18 protein-coding genes are annotated in these 21,633 nt (G+C 72.7%); 2 read left to right on the top strand and 16 right to left on the bottom strand.

Annotation, left to right across the window (positions count from 1 at the left end):
- Positions 1-42: 42 nt before the first annotated feature.
- From secF to gatC, 10 genes are all read right to left on the bottom strand, one after another.
- Positions 43-1,014, bottom strand: a complete 972-nt coding sequence (gene secF / locus ACWXWW_RS08570; protein WP_271171769.1) for a protein translocase subunit SecF — start codon at positions 1,012-1,014, stop codon at positions 43-45.
- On the bottom strand, positions 1,014-2,711 hold the full coding sequence (gene secD / locus ACWXWW_RS08565) for a protein translocase subunit SecD (protein WP_324011368.1): 1,698 nt from the start codon (positions 2,709-2,711) through the stop codon (positions 1,014-1,016). The genes secF and secD overlap by 1 nt, the downstream gene beginning before the upstream one ends.
- 64 nt (positions 2,712-2,775) lie before the next feature.
- Positions 2,776-3,222, bottom strand: coding sequence for a preprotein translocase subunit YajC (locus ACWXWW_RS08560; RefSeq protein ID WP_455969619.1), 447 nt, complete (start codon positions 3,220-3,222; stop codon positions 2,776-2,778).
- 87 nt (positions 3,223-3,309) lie between these two features.
- Complete coding sequence (gene ruvB / locus ACWXWW_RS08555; protein ID WP_271171766.1) at positions 3,310-4,350, bottom strand: Holliday junction branch migration DNA helicase RuvB; 1,041 nt, start codon at positions 4,348-4,350, stop codon at positions 3,310-3,312.
- Positions 4,343-4,963, bottom strand: coding sequence for a Holliday junction branch migration protein RuvA (gene ruvA / locus ACWXWW_RS08550; RefSeq protein WP_455969618.1), 621 nt, complete (start codon positions 4,961-4,963; stop codon positions 4,343-4,345). Before ruvA ends, ruvB begins: the two co-directional genes overlap by 8 nt.
- 45 nt (positions 4,964-5,008) lie before the next feature.
- Positions 5,009-5,575, bottom strand: coding sequence for a crossover junction endodeoxyribonuclease RuvC (gene ruvC / locus ACWXWW_RS08545; protein ID WP_282977658.1), 567 nt, complete (start codon positions 5,573-5,575; stop codon positions 5,009-5,011).
- 236 nt (positions 5,576-5,811) lie between these two features.
- Positions 5,812-6,771: a hypothetical protein gene (locus tag ACWXWW_RS08540; protein ID WP_455969617.1), complete on the bottom strand. Its 960-nt coding sequence runs from the start codon at positions 6,769-6,771 to the stop codon at positions 5,812-5,814.
- A gap of 282 nt (positions 6,772-7,053) precedes the next feature.
- The gene (gene gatB / locus ACWXWW_RS08535) at positions 7,054-8,568 is read right to left on the bottom strand and encodes an Asp-tRNA(Asn)/Glu-tRNA(Gln) amidotransferase subunit GatB (protein ID WP_282977656.1); all 1,515 of its coding nucleotides are present in this window, start codon (positions 8,566-8,568) and stop codon (positions 7,054-7,056) included.
- Positions 8,568-10,097, bottom strand: a complete 1,530-nt coding sequence (gene gatA, locus ACWXWW_RS08530; protein ID WP_455969616.1) for an Asp-tRNA(Asn)/Glu-tRNA(Gln) amidotransferase subunit GatA — start codon at positions 10,095-10,097, stop codon at positions 8,568-8,570. The genes gatB and gatA overlap by 1 nt, the downstream gene beginning before the upstream one ends.
- Entirely contained in the window at positions 10,094-10,396 is a 303-nt protein-coding gene (gene gatC / locus ACWXWW_RS08525) for an Asp-tRNA(Asn)/Glu-tRNA(Gln) amidotransferase subunit GatC (RefSeq protein ID WP_455969615.1), read from the bottom strand. The genes gatA and gatC overlap by 4 nt, the downstream gene beginning before the upstream one ends.
- A gap of 58 nt (positions 10,397-10,454) precedes the next feature.
- Here gatC and ACWXWW_RS08520 point away from each other — a divergent pair, with 58 nt between their 5' ends.
- A complete protein-coding gene (locus tag ACWXWW_RS08520; RefSeq protein WP_455969614.1) occupies positions 10,455-12,158 on the top strand; it encodes a long-chain-fatty-acid--CoA ligase in 1,704 nt (567 codons plus the stop codon).
- 6 nt (positions 12,159-12,164) lie between these two features.
- Here the strand turns inward: ACWXWW_RS08520 and ligA are convergent, their stop codons facing one another.
- The 5 genes from ligA to ACWXWW_RS08495 are packed head-to-tail and all read right to left on the bottom strand — an operon-like array spanning position 12,165 to position 19,683.
- Positions 12,165-14,525, bottom strand: a complete 2,361-nt coding sequence (ligA, locus tag ACWXWW_RS08515; protein WP_324011375.1) for an NAD-dependent DNA ligase LigA — start codon at positions 14,523-14,525, stop codon at positions 12,165-12,167.
- A gap of 39 nt (positions 14,526-14,564) precedes the next feature.
- Complete coding sequence (mnmA, locus tag ACWXWW_RS08510) at positions 14,565-15,668, bottom strand: tRNA 2-thiouridine(34) synthase MnmA (RefSeq protein ID WP_421075471.1); 1,104 nt, start codon at positions 15,666-15,668, stop codon at positions 14,565-14,567.
- Positions 15,669-15,678: 10 nt separating this feature from the next.
- Positions 15,679-16,872 (bottom strand): cysteine desulfurase family protein, encoded by a 1,194-nt coding sequence (locus tag ACWXWW_RS08505; RefSeq protein ID WP_455969613.1) that lies wholly within the window; start codon positions 16,870-16,872, stop codon positions 15,679-15,681.
- Positions 16,873-16,885: 13 nt separating this feature from the next.
- The gene (locus ACWXWW_RS08500) at positions 16,886-17,827 is read right to left on the bottom strand and encodes a tetratricopeptide repeat protein (protein WP_271171755.1); all 942 of its coding nucleotides are present in this window, start codon (positions 17,825-17,827) and stop codon (positions 16,886-16,888) included.
- A gap of 38 nt (positions 17,828-17,865) precedes the next feature.
- Entirely contained in the window at positions 17,866-19,683 is a 1,818-nt protein-coding gene (locus tag ACWXWW_RS08495; protein WP_282977650.1) for a glycosyl transferase, read from the bottom strand.
- Positions 19,684-19,860: 177 nt separating this feature from the next.
- Here ACWXWW_RS08495 and ACWXWW_RS08490 point away from each other — a divergent pair, with 177 nt between their 5' ends.
- Entirely contained in the window at positions 19,861-20,910 is a 1,050-nt protein-coding gene (locus ACWXWW_RS08490) for an AI-2E family transporter (protein WP_421075468.1), read from the top strand.
- Here ACWXWW_RS08490 and ACWXWW_RS08485 read toward each other — a convergent pair whose 3' ends face one another.
- Positions 20,911-21,624 carry an alpha/beta hydrolase gene (locus tag ACWXWW_RS08485; RefSeq protein ID WP_271171752.1) on the bottom strand — a complete coding sequence of 238 codons (714 nt, stop codon included), beginning with the start codon at positions 21,622-21,624 and terminating at the stop codon, positions 20,911-20,913.
- Positions 21,625-21,633: the final 9 nt, after the last annotated feature.

Here is a 21,633-nt window from a genome sequence, read left to right as displayed (position 1 = left end):
ATCCTACGCCCGGCCGGACGCGCGCCGGTGCGGGGGTCGCGGTCAAGCCCGGGCCTCGAGCACGCGCGCGTCGCGCTGCGCGATGGCGGGCTCCTTCTCGCGCATGAGCGAGTACAGCGGGGCCGACACGAACAGCGTCGAGTACGTGGCCACGATGATGCCCACGAAGATCGACAGCGAGATGTCGGAGAGGGTCTCCGCGCCCAGCCAGAACACGCCGATGAAGAGGATCGCGGCCACCGGCAGGGCGGCGACGATCGACGTGTTGATCGAGCGGATGAGGGTCTGGTTGACGCCGAGGTTCACCGACTCGCCGAACGTGCGGCCGGAGATCTCGCCATCCTCCGCTGTGTTCTCGCGGATCTTGTCGAACACGACGGTCGTGTCGTACAGCGAGTAGCCGAGGATCGTCAGGAAGCCGATCACGGCGGCGGGCGAGATCGCGAAGCCCGCGAGCGAGTAGATCCCGATCGTGATGACGAGAACGTCGACGAGGCCGATGATCGCCGCGACGGACATCTTCCACGTGCGGAAGTAGATCGCCAGGATGACGAACGTCAGCAGGAGGAAGACGCCGAGCCCCCACAGCGACTGGCGGGTCACGTCGGCGCCCCAGGTCGGGCCGATGAACGAGTCGGTCACCTCGGCCTGATCGACGCCGTACCCCTCGGCGAGGGCAGCGGAGACCTCGCGCGTCTCGTCCTGCGACATCTGCGAGGTCTGCACGCGGATGTCGGCGCCGCCGACGACCGTCACCTTCGCCTCGGCGTCCGGGACGACCGAGTGGACCGCCTCGGTCGCGATCGACTGGTCGGTGCTCGACGGAGCCGACACGGTGTACTGCGACCCGCCGGTGAACTCGATCGACAGCTCGACGCCGCGCACGAACGGCGCGAGCACCGAGAGCGCGATGAGCGCGATCGCGAGGATGAACCAGGTCCTGCGGCGGCCGACGAACGGAACCGACGCCTTGCCCGTGTAGAGGTCGTTGCCCCACTGTGCCATCGAGCGCATCAGACGTTCTCCTCCTTGCCGACGCGCTCGGCTGCGAGGCGCTCGGCTTCCTTCCGTTCCGCGATGGTCTGGCGTCGCTCCGCTTCCCCTCGCGCGCGCTGCGCGCGCGGCGCGACGGCGACGGGCTCGCGGAACTGGGCGCGCCCGCGGTACACGGCGCCGAGCGCCTCGGGGTCGAGACCGGACAGCGGATGGCCGCCGCCGAAGAAGCGCGTGCGCGCGAGCAGCTGCATGACCGGGTGCGTGAAGATCACGAAGATCAGCACGTCGAGGACGGTCGTGAGGCCCAGGGTGAACGCGAAGCCCTTCACGGTCGCGTCGGCGAGGATGTACAGCACCACGGCGGCGAGGATGTTGATCGACTTCGAGATGTAGATCGTGCGCTTCGCGCGCGCCCAGCCGTCCTCGACCGCCCCGGTGATCGTCTTCCCGTCGCGCAGCTCGTCTCGGATGCGCTCGAAGTAGACGATGAACGAGTCGGCGGTGAAGCCGATCGTCACGATGAGGCCCGCGACGCCCGCGAGCGAGAGCCGGTAGCCGAGGCGCCACGAGAGGATGCAGAGGAGGATGTAGGTGAGCACCGCCATCACGGCGAGCGACGCGATGATCACGAAGCCGAGCGCCCGGTAGCTGATGGCGACGACGTACAGCGCGACGAGCCCGAGACCGATGAGGCCGGCGATGAGGCCGATCTGCAGCTGCTGCGAGCCGAGCGTCGCGGAGATCGTGTCGGACGAGACGACCTCGAAGCTGATCGGCAGGGCGCCGAACTTCAGCTGATCGGCGAGGGTCTGCGCGGTCTCCTGCGTGATGCCCTGGCCCGAGATGCTCGGGCGCCCGTCGGTGATCACGGCGTCCATGGTCGGCGCCGAGATGACCTTCCCGTCCAGCACGAACGCGAACATGTTGTACGGCTGGGTCTGGCCGTAGAGCGCCTGGCTGACCTCGCCGAAGGTCTCGGTGCCCTCCGCGTCGAAGCGCAGCTGCACGGCCCACTGGCCGTTCTGCTGCTGCACGACCGCCTGCGCGTCGGTGATCGACGAGCCGTCCATCTCGAGCGGCCCGAGGAGGTACTTGGCCGTGCCCGACTCGTCGCACGCGATGAGCGGCTGATCGGGCGACGCCGCGGCCGGGTCGCTCGGCTGGGCGCAGTCGTAGGCGAGGTACTCCGCCTGGAGCCGCGGCGTGATCCACGCGGGGTCGTTGCCCGCGGTCGGCTCGGCCGTGGGCGTGGCGGGAAGCGACGGGTCGGGCGTCGGGTAGGGCGTCGTCTCGCCGTCCTCGCCCACGAACGTGTTGGACGCCTGGTTGGCGTACAGCACCTTGCGCAGCTGCATCTGCGCGCTCGCCTGGACGCGCTCGCGCGTCGCGTCGTCGGCGACGCCGGGGATCTGCACGACGATGTTGCTCGCGCCCTGCGTCGTCACCTCGGCCTCGGAGACGCCGGATGCGTCCACGCGCTGGCGGATGATCGTCACCGCCTGGCGCATCTGCTCGTCGGTCGGGGTCGCGCCGTCGGTCTGCGCCTCCAGGATGATCTGCGTGCCGCCCTGGAGGTCGAGCGCGAGCTCGGGGACCCACGAGCTCTTCTGGAACACGTGCACGCCGAGCGCGTTGATGCCGAAGAGCACCGCGGTCAGGGCGAGGAGGCCGGTGAGAGTGCGCAGCGCTCTGCGCGTCGGTGAGGATGTCGCCACGGGACGTCAGCTTTCCGGTCGGCCGACCGCCCCGCTCTCCGCGGGCCGGCCGGTCAGGGAGATGTCAGTTCTTGGGCTTGTCGTCGCCCGGGAGCTCGGTCGAGCCCGTGCCGTCGGCGTCCGGCGTGCGGTCGTCGGTCGTGGGCTTCTCGACGTCGGCGCCGCTGAGGTTGAGCAGCTCCTGCTCGGCGTCGGCCGGCTCCTCGTCCGCCGGAGCCTCCTCGTCGGCCGTCTCCGCGACAGCCGTCTCGGGAGCGAGGTCGATCGCCTGGGCGTGCACCTCGATCACGACGCCGGGCGCGATCTCGACCTCGGCGGGCTTCGTGAGGTCCTCGGGGTCGAAGGCGACGATCGTGCCGAACAGGCCGCTGCGCGTCATGATGCGCGCGCCGGGCACCATCTGCAGCTGGCGGCGCTCCTGCTCCTCCTTCATCTTCTTGGTGCGGCGGCGCGAGCTGATGAACATGAACACCAGCAGCGCGGCCAGGACGACGAGGAGGAGGATATCCATGGAGGAAGCGCCTTTCAGACGTGCGTGAGCCGTCATCGGCTCGGGAGGGTGACGACGCCGGAGAGCCCGACGCGAAGTCTTCAGCGATTATAGGTCATCGAGTTTCAGCGGCGTCTGCCCGTGCGCGGCGTGGGCGACGCCGAGGTGCGCGTAGGCCTCGGGGGTCGCGATCCGGCCCCGGGGCGTGCGCCCCATGAAGCCGATGCGGACGAGGTACGGCTCGACCACGCTCTCGACCGTGTCGGCCTCCTCCCCGACCGACACCGCGAGCGTGCCGAGCCCGACGGGGCCGCCGCGGAACCGCCGCACGAGCGCGTCGAGCACCGCCCGGTCGAGGCGATCGAGACCGATGCGGTCGACGTCGTACAGCTCGAGCGCGGCGCGGACGTCCTCGAGGGTCGCCGCCCTGCCGCCTGCACGCACGAGCGCGAAGTCGCGCACGCGCCGCAGCAGCCGGTTGGCGATGCGGGGCGTCCCGCGTGATCGGCGGGCGATCTCCTCGCGCTGCGGACCGGCGAGGTCCATCCCGATCACCCGCGCCGAGCGCGCGATGACCTGCTCGAGCTCCTCCGGCTCGTAGTACTCGAGGTGCGCCGTGAAGCCGAACCGGTCGCGCAGCGGGTTCGGCAGCATTCCCGACCGCGTCGTCGCGCCCACGAGGGTGAACGGCGCCAGGTCGAGCGGGATGCTCGTCGCGCCCGCGCCCTTGCCGACCATGATGTCGATCCGGAAGTCCTCCATCGCGAGGTAGAGCATCTCCTCGGCCGTGCGGGCCATCCGGTGGATCTCGTCGATGAAGAGCACCTCCCCCGGCACGAGGCTCGACAGGAGCGCCGCGAGGTCGCCCGCGTGCTGGATGGCCGGGCCGCTCGACATCCGCAGCGGGCGGCCGCTCTCGTGCGCGACGATCATGGCGAGCGTCGTCTTGCCGAGGCCGGGCGGTCCGGCCAGGAGGATGTGGTCGGCGGGGCGGTCCTGGATGCGCGCGGCGTCGAGGAGGAGCTGGAGCTGGCCGCGCACCTTGTGCTGGCCGACGAACTCCTCGAGGCTCGCGGGACGCAGCGCCCCCTCGATCGCGAGCTCGGTGTCGTCTGCGGGCTCGGGCGATGCGATGTCGCGCTCAGCCACGTGCGCCTCCCGGCTGCGCGGGGCCCAGCGCCGCGAGCGTGAGGCGCAGCAGCGCCTGGACCGAGGCGCGATCCGCGTCGGACGCGGTCTCCGCGGCCGCGGCCACCGCATCGGCGGCGACGCGCTCGGGCCATCCGAGCCCCGTCACCGCCTGCGTGACCTGCGAGACGACGTCGTGCGGGGCGCCGCCGACGCGCGCCGCCGACGGCGCGGGGGCGGCGAGCTTGCCCTGGAGCTGCAGGGCGATGAGCTTGGCGGTCTTCGGCCCGATGCCGGACACCTTCCGGAACGGCTTGTCGTCCTCGTTCGCGACGGCCTCCGCGATCTGGTCGATCGTGAGGCTCGACAGCACGCCGAGCGCCGACTTCGGGCCCACGCCCGTCACGCCGAGGAGGATCGCGAACACCTCGAGCTCGTCGCGCTCGGCGAACCCGAACAGCGCGAGCTGATCCTCGCGGACGATGAGGTGCGTGTGCAGGAGGATCTGCTCCCCCGTCCGCGCGGTGCGGGCGACGTCGACGGGGACCGCCACGGACAGGCCGACACCCCCGACCTCGACGATGACGCTGTCGGCGCCGGTGTGCAGCACGGTTCCGCGCAGAGACGAGATCATCCCTCCACCCTACGGTGCGTCGTACCTATGTTCGAGACGACACGCTCACCGCGCGACCGCGCCGCGCGTGCGCCGCTCCGCGGCCGCCCAGGCCCGCTGGGCGGGGGTGAGCGCGTCCGCCGTCGCCGCGGTCGGAGCGGGGCCGCCCCGCCATGCGTGGCAGAGCGCGAGCGCGAGCGCGTCGGCGGCGTCGGCCGGGCGTGGCAGCTCGTCGAGCCGCAGGACCCGCGCGACCATCGTCTGCACCTGGAGCTTGTCGGCCGAGCCGTAGCCCGTGATCGCCGCCTTGACCTCGCTGGGCGTGTGGGTCGCTGTCGGCAGGCCCGCCTCCGCGGCGAGGAGCAGCGCGACGCCGGCCGCCTGCGCCGTTCCCATCACGGTCGAGCGGTTCTGCTGCGCGAACACGCGTTCCACGGCCACGACGTCGGGCGCGTGCGCGGCCAGCACCTCGCGGATGCCGCGCGCGATGATCGCGAGCCGCTCGGCCACGGTCGCGTCGACGGGCGACCGGACGACGCCCACGTGCACGAGCGCGGCGGTGCGATCGCGCTGCACGTCGACGACGCCCACTCCGCAGCGGGTGAGTCCGGGGTCGATGCCGAGCACGCGCATGCCTCCACGCTACGCGCCCGTGGCATCCGCCCCGGGACCCCGCGCCGGAACCCCTGCGCCGGATCCGTCCCCGGCGCCGACACGCCGGCCCGGCGCCGAGAGTGCGGCCCGGCGCCGAGAGTGCGGCCCGGCGCCGAGAGTGCGGCCCGGCGCCGAGGGTGCGCGCCCGCGCCCGGAGGCGCGCCGCCGCTGTGCCCCTGGGCGCCCAGGCGCAGTCTCGGCGCTGGTTCGCGGTCTCACGGGCGCGCGCCGAGCGCAGCGGGAAGCGTCATGAGCAGAGCGTCGCGGGGTGCGCGACGCTGCGGCAGCCCCACGGTGCGGAGCGCGGCGATCAGCTCCGCGGGCGCCCGCACCTCCGACCATCCCCACCGCACGACCTCGCCGCACTCGCGAAGGAAGCGCTCTCGCCGCTTCTCGGCGAGGATGGCCTCCGCGGGAGCGCCCCGCGAGCCGTCGTACTTGAGAGCGCCGTCCGCCTCGCCGGTGATGCGCTCCGCGCGCCACCGCATGTCGACGCGGAACTCGCCACCGCGCGTCGGCACGACGACCTGGAGCTCGGGGACGTCGAAACCGGACCACGCCACGACGCACCGGCTCGCGCTCTCCAGCGGGGTCTCGGCGAGTCCGTCCGCGAATCGGATGGCCTCCTCCGCCTTCGCGCGGCCGCGGGCACCTCTCCACCGCGCGTTCCGTCGGAGCAGTTCGGCGCCATCCGGTGCGTCCGCGCGTCGCAGGAGCGCGTCGAGCATCGCCGTTCCGATGGCAGGGTGCCGGAGGCGAGCGACATCGAGCGCGGTGTCGGCCGGGCCGACCGCCGTGACTCCCGCGACGCTGACGAGCTCTCGCGGCCGGGCGCTCCGGTGCGCTCGGACTCCCGCGGTCGCGCGGGAGGTGCCGTTCGCCGTCAGCACGTGCACCTCGTCGGGGTGGCCGAAGACGGGTGCGCCCTGCAGAGCCGCCGCGGATTCGAGACAGAGGACGGCCTCGGGATGGAGGAGGGCGAAGGCGTGCACGCGCGCGAGGTAGCGCTCCCACGGTCTCAGTCCGCGATACGCCGCGGCCTCGGCGTACACCCCGCGGAAGAGGCGCACGAGCCTGCCCCGCTGCTGCGCGCGGTCGAGACGGACATCCGAGTCGCGCGGCAGGAGCAGCGGGATCGGCGAGGGCAGGATCGGCGGAGAGACGAGCTCGGACATGACATCAGGCTCTGGTCTCGTCGACGCCGCATCCGCGCCGAGGCGCTGCTGTGGACGCGACGCGCCGGACGGCGCACGACGTGCACACGGCGACACCCCGGCGCACAGGCCCCGTCGCGCGCTCGCGCCGTCGAGACAGCACGCCGGCGCCCGGCGAGGGTGCGCGCGCCGAGCGCCGCGGCAGGGCCCCCCGCTCGGCGCGAGGCCCGGATGAGCCGGGGTCGGCACGCGCGTTGACGCACGGACGGGAGCCCGCGCCGAGGCGCGGACTCCCGTGTGGCGCTACTGCTGCGCGCGCTCGAGGACGAGCTCGCGCACGCGCGCGGCGTCGGCCTGGCCCTTCATGGCCTTCATGACGGCGCCGATGATGGCGCCCGCGGCCTGGACCTTGCCGTCCTTGATCTTCGCGAGCACATCCGGCTGCGCGGCGAGGGCGTCGTCGATCGCGGCCACGAGGGCGCCGTCGTCCGACACGACCGCGAGTCCGCGGGCGTCGACCACCTCCTGCGGGGTCCCCTCGCCCGCGATGACACCCTCGAGCACCTGGCGCGCGAGCTTGTCGGTGAGCGTGCCCGCCTCGACGAGCCCCTGGAGGGCGGCGACGTCGGCCGGGGCCACGAGCTCGGCGGGCTCGCGGCCCTCCGCGTTCGCGATGCGGGTGATCTCGCCCGTCCACCACTTGCGGGCGGCCGCGGGCGACGCACCGGCGGCGACCGTGGCCTCGACCTCCGCGAGCAGCCCGCCGTTCGCGACGTCCTGGAACTCGAGGTCGGTGAAGCCCCACTCCGTCTTGAGACGACGACGGCGTGCCGCGGGCGGCTCCGGCAGCGCAGCGCGCAGCTCCTCGATGAGGGCCTCGGTCGGCTCGACCGGCAGGAGGTCGGGTTCCGGGAAGTACCGGTAGTCGTCGGCGTCCGACTTCGGACGGCCCGGCGAGGTCGTGCCGGTGTCCTCGTGCCAGTGCCGGGTCTCCTGGATGATCGTGCCGCCCTCGGCGAGGATCGCGGCCTGACGCCGGATCTCGTAGCGCACGGCGCGCTCGACCGAGCGCATCGAGTTCACGTTCTTCGTCTCGGTGCGGGTGCCGAGCCGCTCGGCGCCGCGCGGGCGGAGCGAGACGTTCGCGTCGCACCGGATGTTCCCGCGCTCCATGCGCGCCTCGGAGATGCCCAGGCCGCGCGCGATCTCGCGGATCGTCGCGAGGTACGCCTTCGCGAGCTCAGGTGCGCGATGCTCCGCCCCGAAGATCGGCTTCGTGACGATCTCGACGAGCGGCACGCCCGCCCGGTTGTAGTCGACGAGCGAGTACTCCGCTCCCTGGATGCGGCCGGTCGAGCCGCCCACGTGCGTGAGCTTGCCGGCATCCTCCTCCATGTGCGCGCGCTCGATCGGGATGCGGAAGACGTCGCCGCCCTCGAGCTCCACCTCGATCTCACCCTCGTAGGCGATCGGTTCGTCGTACTGGCTGATCTGGTAGTTCTTCCCGAGATCGGGATAGAAGTAGTTCTTGCGCGCGAACCGGCTCGACGGCGCGATCGAGCAGCCCAGCGCGAGCCCGAGGCTGATCGACGAGCGGATGGCCTCCGCGTTGACCGTCGGCATGGAGCCGGGAAGGCCCAGGTCGACGGGCGCGACGAGCGTGTTCGGCTCGGCGTCGTGGAACGCCGAGTGGGCGGGGTTGCCCGCCTCGGAGAACATCTTCGTCTTCGTGTTGAGCTCGACGTGGACCTCGAGGCCGATCACGGGCTCGAAGAGCTCGAGGGCCTTGTCGAAGTCCATCAGCTTGTCCTTGGCCATCAGCGGGCCCCTCCTTCGAGCAGCGATCCGCCCAGTCGCGGCGCGCGGTCCAGCAGCGGGCCGCCCCACGCGTCGACGAGCAGCGCCTCGAGGGCGGCCCCGACGCGGTAGAGGCGGGCGTCCTCGCGCGCCGGCGCGAGGAACTGGATGCCGGTGGGCAGCCCGTCGTCCGACGCGAGACCGGACGGGATCGAGATGCCGGGCACGCCCGCGAGGTTGGCGGGGATCGTCGTGAGGTCGTTGAGGTACATCGAGAGCGGGTCGTCGATCTTCTCGCCGATGCGGAACGCGGTCGTCGGCGCGGTCGGCGTCGCGATGACGTCGACGTCCGAGAACGCGCGCGCGAAGTCCTGCTGGATGAGCGTGCGGACCTTCTGCGCGCTGCCGTAGTAGGCGTCGTAGTACCCGGCGGACAGCGCGTAGGTGCCGAGGATGATGCGGCGCTTGACCTCGGGGCCGAAGCCCGCGTCGCGCGTGGCCGACATGACGTCCTCGACCGTCCCTCCGGGGACGTCGACGCGCATGCCGAAGCGCACGGAGTCGAACTTCGCGAGGTTGCTCGAGGCCTCGGCGGGGAGGATGAGGTAGTACGCGGCGACCGCGTACTCGAAGTGCGGGGCACTGACCTCGACGATCTCCGCGCCCTGCGCCTCGAGCGTCTCGAGCGCCGCCCGGAACGACTCCGCGACGCCCGGCTGGAAGCCGCTGTCGGGAAGCTCCTTCACGACGCCGACGCGCAGGCCCTTCAGCACCTCGCCGCGCGCGCCCTCGCGGGCCGCGTCGGCGAACGAGGGCCACGCGTCCGCGAGCGACGTCGCGTCGTGCGGGTCGTGCCCGCCCACGACGTCGTGCAGGAGCGCGGAGTCGAGCACCGTCCGGGTGACCGGGCCGATCTGGTCGAGCGACGATGCGAGGGCGATCGCGCCGTAGCGGCTCACGCCGCCGTAGGTCGGCTTCACGCCGACCGTGCCGGTGACGTGCGCGGGCTGGCGGATCGATCCGCCCGTGTCGGAGCCGAGCGCGAGCGGCGCCTCGAAGGCCGCGACGGCGGCCGCGGACCCGCCGCCCGATCCGCCGGGGATGCGGTCGAGGTCCCACGGGTTGCGCGTGGGCCCGTAGGCCGAGTGCTCGGTCGACGACCCCATCGCGAACTCGTCCATGTTCGTCTTGCCGAGCGGCACGAGGCCCGCCGCGCGCGCCCGGGCGACGACCGTCGCGTCGAACGGCGACATGTACCCCTCGAGGATGCGCGAGCCGGACGTCGACGGCATGTCGGTCGTCACGAGCACGTCCTTGATCGCGAGCGGGACGCCCGCGACGGGTCCGAGATCCTCGCCCGCCGCGCGACGGCGGTCGACGGCCTCGGCGGCCTCGAGCGCGTGATCGCTCACGTGGAGGAAGGCGTGCACGTCGCCGTCCACCTCGGCGATGCGGTCGAGGTGCGCCTGCGTGGCCTCGACGCTCGAGATCTCGCCCGCGGAGAGCTTCTCGGCGAGGTCGGCGGCGGTCAGTCGGATGATGTCGCTCACTGCTCCTCCTCACCCAGGATGGCCGTCACGCGGAACCGGGCGCCGTCGGCGTCCGGCGCGTTCTGCAGCGCCTGCTCGGTCGTGAGCATGCGGCCGACCTCGTCGGCGCGGAAGACGTTCTGCATCGGGATGGGATGGCTCGTCGCCGGGACGTCGGAGGTCGCGACCTCGCCGACCTTCGCGATGTTGTCGACGATCGCGTCGAGCTCTCCGGTGAGGCGGGTCACCTCCTCGTCGTCGAGCTGGATCCGGGCGAGCACACCGAGATGGCGCACGAGATCAGGGGTGATTTCAGACACCCGACAAGTCTAGGCGGTGGCGGTCTGCGCTCCGGCTGCGCGCCCCTAGGCTGGAGGCGTGACGCAGCCGTTCGACCCGCCCCGTCCCTGGGTTTCCTCCTACGCGGAGGGCGTGCCCCACGATCTGCCTCCGATCAGCGGATCGCTCCTCGACCTCGTCGACGCCTCGGCACGGGACTTCCCCGGCGCCCCCGCGCTGCAGTTCTTCGGGCGGGTCGTGGACTACGCCGACCTCCGCGCCCAGATCGACCGGGCCGCCGCCGGCCTCCTCGCCCGAGGCGTCCGCAAGGGCGACCCCGTCGCGATCATCCTGCCGAACTGCCCGCAGCACATCGTCGCCTTCTACGCCGTGCTCCGGATCGGGGCCGTGGTCGTCGAGCACAACCCGCTCTACACGCCCCGCGAGCTGCGCAAGCAGTTCGAGGATCACGGCGCGAAGCACGCCATCGTGTGGAGCACCCTCGTCGACACCGTGCGCGCGTTCCCCGCCGACCTCGCCGTGAAGACGCTGATCTCGGTCGACATCACGCGCGGCATGCCGCGTCTCATGCAGCTGGCGCTGCGGCTGCCCGTGCCGAAGCTGCGCGAGACGCGTGCCCAGCTCACGACGTCCGTGCGGGGCGCCGACGCGTGGGAGGACGTCGTCAGGCACGACCCGCTGCCGGCGTCTCACCCGCGGCCCGCGACCGACGACCTCGCGATCATCCAGTACACGAGCGGCACGACCGGCGATCCCAAGGGCGCGGCGCTCACGCACCGCAATCTGCTCGCCAACGCCGCGCAGGCGCGCGCGTGGACGCCGGGCGTCGCGCGCGGCGAGGGCACGGTCGTGTACGCCGTGCTCCCGATGTTCCACGCCTACGGCCTGACCCTGTGTCTCACCTTCGCCATGTCGCAGGCCGCGCGCCTCGTGCTCTTCCCGAAGTTCGATCCCGACATGGTGCTCGCCGTGACGCGACGCCACCCCGCGACCGTGCTGCCCCTCGTCCCGCCGATCGCGGAGCGCCTGCTCAAGCGCGCGCGAGAGAAGGGCGTGTCGCTCGCCGGGACGCGCATCGGCGTCTCGGGCGCGATGGCGCTCGACGAGCAGCTCGTCGTGCCGTGGGAGGAGGAGACGGGCGGCTACCTCGTCGAGGGCTACGGCCTCTCCGAGTGCTCGCCCGTGCTCATCGTCAATCCCGTCTCGGAGAACCGGAAGGCCGGCGCGATCGGCCTGCCGCTCCCGGGCACCGAGGTGCGGGTCGCCGACCCGGACGACCCGTCGCGCGATGCAGCGCCGGGCGCCCCCGGCGAGCTGCTCGTACGGGGTCCGCAGGTCTTCGACGGGTACTACGGCCGGCCGGAGGCCACCGCCGCGGTCTTCCACGAGGACTGGTTCCGCACGGGCGACGTCGTCACGATGGACGAGGACGGCTTCATCTCGATCGTCGACCGCATCAAGGAGCTCATCATCACGGGCGGCTTCAACGTGTCGCCGACCGAGGTCGAGATCGCGCTCCGCCAGCATCCGTCCGTTGCCGACGCCGCCGTGGTGGGGCTGCCGAGCGCGCACAGCGGGGAGGAGGTCGTCGCCGCGATCGTCCTCGACGAGGGAGCCGAGGTCGACGAAGAGGATGTCCGGGCGTTCGCGCGCGGGATCCTCACGCCGTACAAGGTCCCCCGTCGGGTCTTCGTCGTCGACGAGCTGCCGACCTCGATGATCGGCAAAGTGCTGCGCCGCGAGGTGCGGGAGCGACTCCTCGCGCTCACGTCGGGCGGCTGACCGGCCTCACTCCCCCAGCGCGGCGGGCCCCTCCGTCACGAGGAGGTGGAACTGCGCGGCGTCGATGATGCGCACGCCGAGCGCCTCCGCCTTCGCGAGCTTCGACCCCGCCCCCGGCCCGGCCGCGACGAAGTCGGTCTTCTTGCTCACGCTCGACGCGGCCTTCCCCCCGGCTCGCATGATCGCCTCCTGGGCGCCCTCGCGCGTGTACCCCTCGAGGCTGCCGGTCGCGACGACCGTGAGACCCGAGAGCACACCGCCCTCCGCCTCGGCCGCCCCGGGCCCCGGATGGCCGGGCGTGTGGAAGCGCACGCCCGCCGCCGTCCACCGGTCGACGATCTCGCGATGCCAGTCCACGTCGAACCAGTCCAGGAGCGAGTCGGCGATGATCCCGCCGACGCCGTCGACGGCGGCGAGCTCGTCGCGCGATGCCGCGCGGATCGCATCGAGCGAGCCGAACCAGCCGGCGAGGGCGCGCGCGGCGACGGGGCCGACGTGACGGATGTTGAGCGCGACGAGCAGGCGCCACAGCTCCTTCGTCTTGGCCTTCTCGAGCTCCTCGAGGAGCTTCTCGGCCTGAGCGGACGGGTGGAGCACGACGTGGTCCTTGCGGACGCCCGCCGCTCGCCGCTCGGACGGCGTCGCATCCTCCCAGCCCGGCGGGTAGGTCAGCTCCCGCCGCTGGAACGGGGCGCGGCGCACGAACTCGCCGGTCGCCTCATCGACGCGCTTCTCGCCGGTCTCGGCGTCGCGCACGATCACCTCGATCGGCACGAGCTGCTCCATGGTGAGCTCGAACAGACCGGCCTCGGTGCGCAGCGGCGGCTCTGCGGGAACGGACGGCTGGGTGAGCGCGGCCGCCGTGACCTCGCCGAGCGCCTCGATGTCGAGCGCGCCACGCGAGCCGATGTGCTCGACGCGGCCGCGCACCTGGGCGGGGCAGTCCTTCGCGTTGGGGCACCGGAGGTCGATGTCGCCCTCCTTCATGGGGCGCAGCGGCGTGCCGCACTCGGGGCACGTCTCGGGCATGACGAACGCCCGCTCCGAGCCGTCGCGCAGCTCGGCCACCGGGCCGAGCACCTCGGGGATGACGTCTCCCGCCTTGCGCAGCACGACGGTGTCGCCGATCAGCACGCCCTTGGCCTTCACGACGTCCTGGTTGTGCAGCGTCGCCTGGCGCACGACGCTGCCCGCCACGAGAACGGGCTTCATGACGGCGTACGGTGTCGCGCGCCCTGTGCGCCCCACCGAGACCACGATGTCGAGGAGCTCGGTGTTCACCTGCTCGGGAGGGTACTTGTAGGCGATCGCCCACCGCGGCGCGCGGCTCGTCGCGCCGAGCTCGTCGTGCAGGGCGAGCTCGTCGACCTTGATGACGATGCCGTCGAGCTCGTGCTCGACCGAGTGCCGGTGCTCTCCGTAATGCGCGACGAAATCCAGGACGCCGTCCACGTCGTCCGACGTGCGCAGATAGGGGCTCGTCGGCAGACCCCACTCGGCGAGCAGGCCGTAGACCTCGCTCTGCGACGCGACCGGCGGATCGGGCCACGCGCCGATCCCGTGCACATACAGCCGCAGCGACTCGATCCGCGCGATGCCCGCTTCGAGCTCGAGACCATCCTTCTTGTCGAGCTGCTGCCGGAGGCCGCCGCTGGCGGCGTTGCGCGGGTTGGCGAACGCCGGGAAGCGCCGGTCGGCGCTGCGGCGAGCCTTCTCCTCGTCGAATCCGGGGCGCGCCGCCGCCTCGGAGACGACGCGCTCGCGCAGGCGGGCCTGCAGCGCGTTCAGCTCCTCGAACGCCGCGACCGGGATGAACACCTCGCCGCGCACCTCCACGAGCGGCGGATGGCCCGTCCCCGAGAGCCGCTCGGGGATCCCGGCGACCCGCAGCGCGTTGACGCGGACATCCTCGCCGACGCGTCCGTCGCCGCGCGTGGCCGCCGAGGTGAGGACGCCGTGCTCATAGCGCAGCGCGATCGCCAGCCCGTCGATCTTGAGCTCGGTCAGCCAGCGCACGGCGCGCCCCGCCGACGCCTGGGTCTTCGCGCACCACTCCGCGAGCTCCTCGAGGGAGAAGACGTTGTCGAGGCTCAGCATGCGCTCGGCGTGCTGGACGGGCGCGAGCATCGTGGCGTCGGCCGCGCCGACGGTCTGGGTGGGCGAGTCCTGTCCCTGCAGCTCCGGATGGCGCCGCTCGATCGCCTCGAGCCGCTGCAGCCATCCGTCGTAGGTCGCGTCGTCGACGAGGGCCGCGTCCTCGCCGTAGTACGCGTCGCGTGCGCGGAGGATCTGCTCGGTGAGGGTCGCCGCCTCGGCGCGCGCCTCGTCGAGGGTCAGGTCGGGGAGCTCGAAGTCGCCGTCGGTCACGCTCTCAGTCTAGGAACCGGGTCGGACATCCGCGGCGTGTCACGCCTCGACGGGCACGGCGCTCACGGTCCGGTCGATCGTGCACTGGCCGACGACGCGCGTGCCGTCGTAGATGACGGCGGTCTGACCGGGCGCGACGCCGTCGAGGGGCGCTTCCGGCGTGACGACGAGCTCTCCCCCGCGCACGACGGCGATGGCGGGGACCGGGTCGGCGTGCGCGCGGATCTGCACGTCGCACGCGAACGGCTCGTCGGGCGTCTCGGGCGCCGCACCGGCCCACGTGTAGCGCGCGCCGGCGATCTCGGCGGTCGCGAGCGCCTCCTTCGGGCCGACGACGACCTCGTTGGACACCGGGCGGACCTCGAGGACGAAGCGCGGCTTCCCGTCGGGTGCCGGCACGCCGAGCCGCAGCCCCCTGCGCTGCCCCACGGTGAACGCGTGCGCCCCCTCATGGCTGCCGACGACCGAGCCCGTGCGGTCGACGATGTCGCCGGGAGCCGCCCCCATGCGCTCGGCCAGGTAGCCGCGGGTGTCCCCGTCGGGGATGAAGCAGATGTCGTAGCTGTCGGGCTTGGACGCGACGGAGAAGCCGCGAGCCTCGGCCTCGGCGCGCACGAGCGCCTTCGATGGCGTGTCGCCGAGCGGGAAGTACGTGTGCGCGAGCTGCTCGGCCGTGAGCACCCCGAGGACGTAGGACTGGTCCTTCGCCTCCTCGCTCGATCGGTGCAGCTCGAGGCCGCGCGGCCCATCGCGCAGGATCGCGTAGTGGCCCGTGCAGACAGCGTCGAAGCCCAGCTCGAGCGCGCGATCGAGGAGAGCGGCGAACTTGATGCGCTCGTTGCAGCGCATGCACGGGTTCGGGGTGCGCCCCGCGCGGTACTCGCTCAGGAAGTCGTCGATGACGTCGTCGCGGAACCGCTCGGAGAAGTCCCACACGTAGAACGGGATGCCGAGGCGGTCGGCGACGCGCCGCGCGTCCATCGCGTCCTCGATGGTGCAGCAGCCCCGGCTGCCGGTGCGCAGGGTGCCCCCGGCACGCGAGAGCGCGAGGTGCACGCCGACGACGTCGTGGCCGGCCTCGACGGCGCGCGCAGCGGCGACCGCGGAGTCGACTCCGCCGCTCATGGCCGCCAGGACGCGCATGCCCTCCAGTCTACGAGCGCCCGCCTGAGGAGGGGCCAGAGCGTGCGACGAGGCGGCGGTACGCCGCGGGCAGCGCCGTCGCGATCGCCTCCGCGTCGGCCTCGACGGAGGTGCGCCCGAACGAGATGCGCAGGACCTGCCGCGCCTCCTGCTCGGTGCGGCCCGTCGCGAGCACCACGTGCGAGGGCTCGCTGACGCCCGCCTGGCACGCCGACCCCGTCGAGACGGCGATCCCCACCTGGTCGAGCAGGAAGAGCATCGACTCCCCGGCCGCGCCGGGGAGCAGGAGATGGAGGGTGGAGGGAAGACGGTGCTCCTCATCTCCCAGCACCACCGCCTCCGGGAGCTCGGTCCGCAGGCGGCCGACGACGCGGGCGCGTAGCCTCTCCATCCGGATGGTCTCGGTCTCGCGCTCGCGCTCCGCGAGCTCCACGGCGACCGCGAGGGCCGCGGCGCCCGCGACGTCCTGGGTCCCCGAGCGCAGCGCGCGCTGCTGCCCGCCGCCGTGGAGCAGAGCGTGCGGCGCAGCCGCGCGCGAGACGACGAGCGCGCCTGTGCCGACCGGCGCTCCCACCTTGTGGCCGGAGACGCTCAGCGCGACCAGTCCGCGCGCGCCGTCGACGGAACCGCGCCACGCGCGGAAGTCGACCGGGAGGTGCCCGAGCGCGGCGACCGCGTCGAGGTGAAGGGGCACGCCCGCCTCCGCCGCGCCCGCGCTCAGGGCGGGCGCATCCTGCACGGTTCCCGTCTCGTTGTTCGCGACGAGCGCGGTCGCGAGCGCGACGCGCGGATCGGCGGCGACGCGCGCGAAGGCCGCGGGATCGATGCGCGCACGGTCGTCGATCGGGACCGGCGCGACCTCGGCGCCCTCGACGCGTCGAAGCCAGTCCACCGTGTCGAGCACGGCGTGGTGCTCTCCGTCTGGCAGCACGATCACGTCGCGCCCCTCCGCGCGCGCCCACCAGAGGCCCTTGAGGGCGAGGTTGACGGACTCGGTCCCGCCCGAGGTCAGGACGACCTCGATCGGCTCGCATCCGAGTGCGCGCGCGATGCGCTCGCGAGCGTCCTCGAGCGCGCGTCGCGCGCGCTGCCCCGCGCCGTGCACGGATGACGCGTTGCCCACGAGCGCACTCGCCTCGATCCACGCCTCGCGCGCCTCGGGACGCAGCGGCGTGGTCGCGGCGTGGTCGAGGTACGAGCTCACAGCGACCGCGCGGTCAGAACAGCAGCGAGCTCAGGCGCCCGCGCGCGCGGACGACCCGCGCGTCGGTGGCTCCGATGACGCCGAAGAGCTCCACGAGGCGCTCCTGCACGGGGGCGCGCCGATCGGACGGGAGCGCTGCGAAGAGGTCCAGCAGCCGGTCGAAGGCGTCGTCGACGTGCCCGCCCGCGACGTCGAGGTCCGCCACGAGGAGCTGGGCATCGACGTCCTCCGGCGCCGCGGCGGCGGCTGCGCGCGCCGCGTGGAGGTCGACGCCCTGGATCCGGTGCAGCAGCCGCACCTGCGCGAGGCCGGCCGAGGCCTCCGCGTCGCGCGGGTTCTCCTTGAGCGCGCGCTCGTAGGCGTCGGCGGCGCGGGTGTAGTCGCCCGCCTCGATCGCGTCGAACGCCTCCTGGTGGAGCGGCGGCAGGGCGGGCGCGGCCGCCTCGTCCGCCGGCGCATCGCCGTCGGACGGCACGGGGACCGTCCCGGTGACCCCGTTCTGCGCCGCGAGCTGCAGCAGCTGCGCGAACACCTGGCGCACCTGCTCCTCCGGGACGGCGCCGGTGAACAGCGGGACGGGCTGTCCGGCGACCAGGGCGACGACCATCGGGATCGACTGCGCGCGGAACGCCTGCGAGAGCTGCGGGTTCGCGTCGACGTCGACCTTCGCGAGGACGAGCCGGCCGCCGTGCTCGACGACGACCTTCTCGAGAACGGGGCTCAGCTGCTTGCAGGGGCCGCACCACTCGGCCCACAGGTCGACGACGACCGGCACGCGCTGGGAGAGCTCGAGGACCTCGCCGAAGGTCGCGTCGGTGACATCGAAGACGAGCGCCGGCGCCGGCGCGCCGGGCGCTCCGCCCGCCGGGGGCGACGCGGGCGCGGCCGGGCGGTTCTTCAGCGTCGACAGGTCGACAGCGCCGCGCAGCACGGCGCCGGGGGCGACGTCACTCATGGATCACCTTCCGAGACGGGGATGGGGAGACTTCGAGCCTATTCGCCTTCCGGGGCGTCGGCGTCGCCCTCCGAGGCCTCGGCGTCCTCGGGCTCGGGCAGGAGCTCGGCCGACTGGATGGCGGACGTGTAGCCGAGCAGGCGGATCCGCTCGTCCGACCCCTGCGCGGGCACGAAGAAGAAGAGCTGATCGGTGTAGCGCGTCTCGACGCCCGTGGGCGACTCGGTCTCCCCCGTGAGGAGGGAGAGGGCCGCGTCATCCTCGAAGCGGATGACGGCGTCCTCGTTCGTCGGGCGGACGGTCTCGGTCTCGTCGACGCCGACCGCGACGATCGCGCCGCTGTCGAGCGTGGCCAGCGCGATCGGAGGCGTCGGGTTCGCCCCCTGCGCGTACTCGATCGTGCCCGTCTCGGCGCCGGTCTCGTTGAAGCTGTCGATCGTCGCCTGGCGCTTCTCGGCCACGGCGGTCAGGAAGCCGTCGTTCGAGATGTCGAAGAGATCGGCGTACTCGCTCTCCTCGCCGCGGCCGATGATGTCGGCGTAGGCCGCCGCCACCTGATCGGGCGCCAGCGCGAGGAACGGCGAGTCGGGGGCGACGAGCGCGGCACCCAGCCACGCGGGCGCGAGCTGCGGCGTCTCGGCCGCCGCCTCGAGGTTGGCGAGGTAGGTGACCCGGTAGCGCGACCACGGGTCGTCCTGCGTCATCGAGAGGATCGTGGGGGCGACCGTCGTGTCGTCCTCGTCGGCGACGATGAGCAGCGCCGTCCGCGGCCATCCCTCGACGGCCTGCGGCAGGACGATGCTCGCGGGGCCGGTCGGGATCGAGACCGCCTGCGGGTAGTCCTCGATCTCGGCGCGGAGCCGGTAGTTGACCTCGCGCGTCTCGAGCGCGAGGCCCGAGAGGCGGTGCGAGGCGAGGTCGATGTCGAGGCTCTCGTCGGCCGCGGCGACGGTCTCCGAGATCTCGCCGACAATGCGGTCGGCCTGGGCCTCGGTGAGGGAGGACGGCTGCTGATCGGGCGCGAGCGTGGCGGTCGCCGTCGGGGTCGGGGTCGGCGTCGGGGCGCCGCCGAGCTCGGGCCACGAGTCTGCCGTGCACCCTGCGAGCAGGCCGACGGAGAGGCCGAGTGCGGGCACGGCGACGAGCGCCCGCCGACCGCGGCGCGACGTCGAGATGACGCCCTTCGATGCGCCGTCGTCGTCTCCCTCGGCAGGAGGAAGGGCCGGGCCCTTGCGGATGGGGCCGCGCCGGCGTCGGGTGTGGCGCAGCGCCAGGATGTACAGCACGAGGCCCGTCACCAGGAAGATGCCGCCGAGGACCATGAGCGGCCCGAACCAGGGGGTCTTCTGGTCGAGCGGCCACACGATCGACACGTCCGACGGCGCCGGCTGGCTGCCGTCGACCGCGACGAGCATGCTCATCCCCTCGGGGAGCTGATCCGTCCGGACGATCTCGTCCTCGGCGGTCTGCTCCTCGATCCAGAGGTCGGATCCCTGCGGGTTCCGACCCTCGGTGCCGTCGGTGGGCTCGACCTCCGGCTCGACGACGCTCGTCACGAGCTCGTCGCCGTCGCCGGCGCTCACGCGGTTGTAGCGCTGGTCCGAGAGCCACGCCTCGAGATCGGCGGTGCGGCCGTAGGCCGTGTAGAGGGGGCCCTCTCCCCGGACCGTGAGGGTCTGCGCGCCGGGGCGCAGCGCGAACGCGTCGCCGTCGATCACGAGGTACGGCAGCTCCTCGTCGACCGAGACGGTCTGCTCGGCGGACTCGGGGCCCAGGAACACGGTGCGCTGCGCCAGTCCGGCGCCGAACGACGCCGCCGCGAGCACGAAGGCCAGAACCGCCCACACGAAACGCACGAAATGACTCCTCGCCGACCCGCGCGAGGGCGGCGGGTCTCGACATCCGACTGCTCAGGTTAGCGAATCGAACTGAAAGGCGCCCACGAGCAGGTCGCTCTCGGGCGCGGCGCCGACGCACCCCTATCCTGGCGAGAGGCCCGCGGCGCGCAGCCGTCGGCCGGGAGAAGGGCGCGTATGAAGATCCACAACCCGTTCCGGCTCGCGCTCGTCGCGACGCTCGGCGTCGGCCTGGGGCTGCTGCTCATCGAGGGCCTGCAGTCGCTCTCGACGATCATCCTCTACGTGGGGACGGCGCTGTTCATCTCGCTCGGCCTCGACCCCGTGGTCTCGTGGCTCGAGCGCCGCCGCCTCCCGCGCTGGCTGGCCGTCACGATCGCGATCCTCGCCGTCCTCGGGCTCTTCACCGGGATCGTCCTGATCATCCTGCCGGTGCTCGTCGATCAGATCGGGCAGCTGGTGGGCCAGATCACGCTCATCGTCAACCGCGGGACCTTCCTCGACGATCTGCGCGAGTGGTCGCTCGTGACCTTCCCGACGCTCGAGATCGACACCGTCCTCGACTTCGTGAACGACTGGCTCACGAGCAACATCGACACGATCAGCGAAGGCGTCGTGGGCGTCACGCTCAATGTCGTCCAGGGTCTCTTCGGCGCGTTCATCGTGCTCATCCTGACGATCTACCTCACGGCGTCGACCCCGTCGCTCAAGTCGGCCCTCTACCGCATGGTGCCCGCGTCGAAGCGCGAGGGCTTCACGAACATCGCCGAGCAGATCACCGACTCGGTCGGCTACTACGTCATGGGCCAGATCACGCTCGCCGCGATCAACGGCGTGCTCAGCGCGATCTTCCTCACGATCATCGACGCCCCCTACCCGACCGTCCTCGCGGTCGTCGCTTTCCTGGGCTCGATGATCCCGCTCGTCGGCACGATCTCGGGCTCGACGATCATCGCTCTCACCTGTCTGATCCCCGGACTCGGCTCCCCCACGACGGCGATCATCGCCGCCGTCTACTACCTCGTGTACATGCAGATCGAGGCGTACGTCCTGTCTCCCCGCATCATGAGCCGGGCGGTCTCCGTCCCCGGCGGCGTCGTCGTGATCGCGGCGCTCGCGGGCGGCGCGCTGCTGGGCCTCCTCGGCGCGCTCATCGCGATCCCGGTGGCCGCGAGCGTGCTGATCATCTACCGGCAGGTGCTCATCCCGCGCATGAACGCGCGCTGATCAGGCGTCGGGCCACTCCGTCGGCAGGGGGGCCGCGGCGGGATTCACGACCTCGACGATCTCGTTCAGCACGCGCGCGGTCTGCTTCTCGCCCACCCACAGGTGCTTGCCGCCCTCGACGGGCACGAGCCGGAGGTGCGGGATGAGCGCGAAGCGCTCGGCGGCCTCCGCGGGGCGGAGGTAGTCGTCGAACTCGGGGATGAGCGCGACGAGCGGCCGGGGGTCGCCCTGCCAGGCGCGCAGGTCGTCGTCCCCGGCCCGGTGCAGCGGCGGGGAGAGCAGGATGGCGCCCTCGATCGGATGCGGACGGCCGTGCTTGAGCGCGACCTCGGTCCCGAAGGACCATCCGAGAAGCCAGGGGCGGGGAAGACCGCGCTCTGCGACGAGGTCCATGGCGGCCGCGAGGTCGGCCGCCTCCGCGACGCCGTCTCCGAAGGCCCCCTCGCTCGTACCGCGCGGGGACGTCGTCCCTCGTGTGTTGAAGCGCAGGACAGCGAGGTCCGCGAGCGCGGGGAGGCGCGCTGCGGCCTTCCGGATGATGTGCGAGTCCATGAAGCCGCCCGCCGTGGGCAGCGGGTGGAGCGTGACGAGGGTCGCGACCGGCTCGCGCTCGAGCGGCGTCGCGAGCTCGCCGACGAGCGTCAGCCCGTCGGACGTGCGCAGCTCGATGTCCTCGCGGCGCGCGGGCAGCAGGGCGGCTCCGCGGATCTCCATCCGGTCCTC

Source organism: Microbacterium sp. KNMS, assembly GCF_053851835.1.
Note: the sequence above shows the minus strand (reverse complement) of the source record. Positions and strands in the feature narration are given on the sequence as shown.

Coding starts and splice junctions, on each gene's coding strand:
- gatB (WP_282977656.1), bottom strand. CDS start 8,568: ATGGCCAAGGACAAGCTGATGGACTTCGACAAGGCCCTCGAGCTCTTC.
- ACWXWW_RS08560 (WP_455969619.1), bottom strand. CDS start 3,222: ATGGATATCCTCCTCCTCGTCGTCCTGGCCGCGCTGCTGGTGTTCATG.
- ACWXWW_RS08540 (WP_455969617.1), bottom strand. CDS start 6,771: ATGTCCGAGCTCGTCTCTCCGCCGATCCTGCCCTCGCCGATCCCGCTG.
- ACWXWW_RS08500 (WP_271171755.1), bottom strand. CDS start 17,827: ATGAGTGACGTCGCCCCCGGCGCCGTGCTGCGCGGCGCTGTCGACCTG.
- ruvA (WP_455969618.1), bottom strand. CDS start 4,963: ATGATCTCGTCTCTGCGCGGAACCGTGCTGCACACCGGCGCCGACAGC.
- secF (WP_271171769.1), bottom strand. CDS start 1,014: ATGCGCTCGATGGCACAGTGGGGCAACGACCTCTACACGGGCAAGGCG.
- ruvC (WP_282977658.1), bottom strand. CDS start 5,575: ATGCGCGTGCTCGGCATCGACCCCGGACTCACCCGCTGCGGAGTGGGC.
- ACWXWW_RS08485 (WP_271171752.1), bottom strand. CDS start 21,624: ATGGAGATCCGCGGAGCCGCCCTGCTGCCCGCGCGCCGCGAGGACATC.
- mnmA (WP_421075471.1), bottom strand. CDS start 15,668: ATGCGCGTCCTGGCGGCCATGAGCGGCGGAGTCGACTCCGCGGTCGCC.
- ACWXWW_RS08490 (WP_421075468.1), top strand. CDS start 19,861: ATGAAGATCCACAACCCGTTCCGGCTCGCGCTCGTCGCGACGCTCGGC.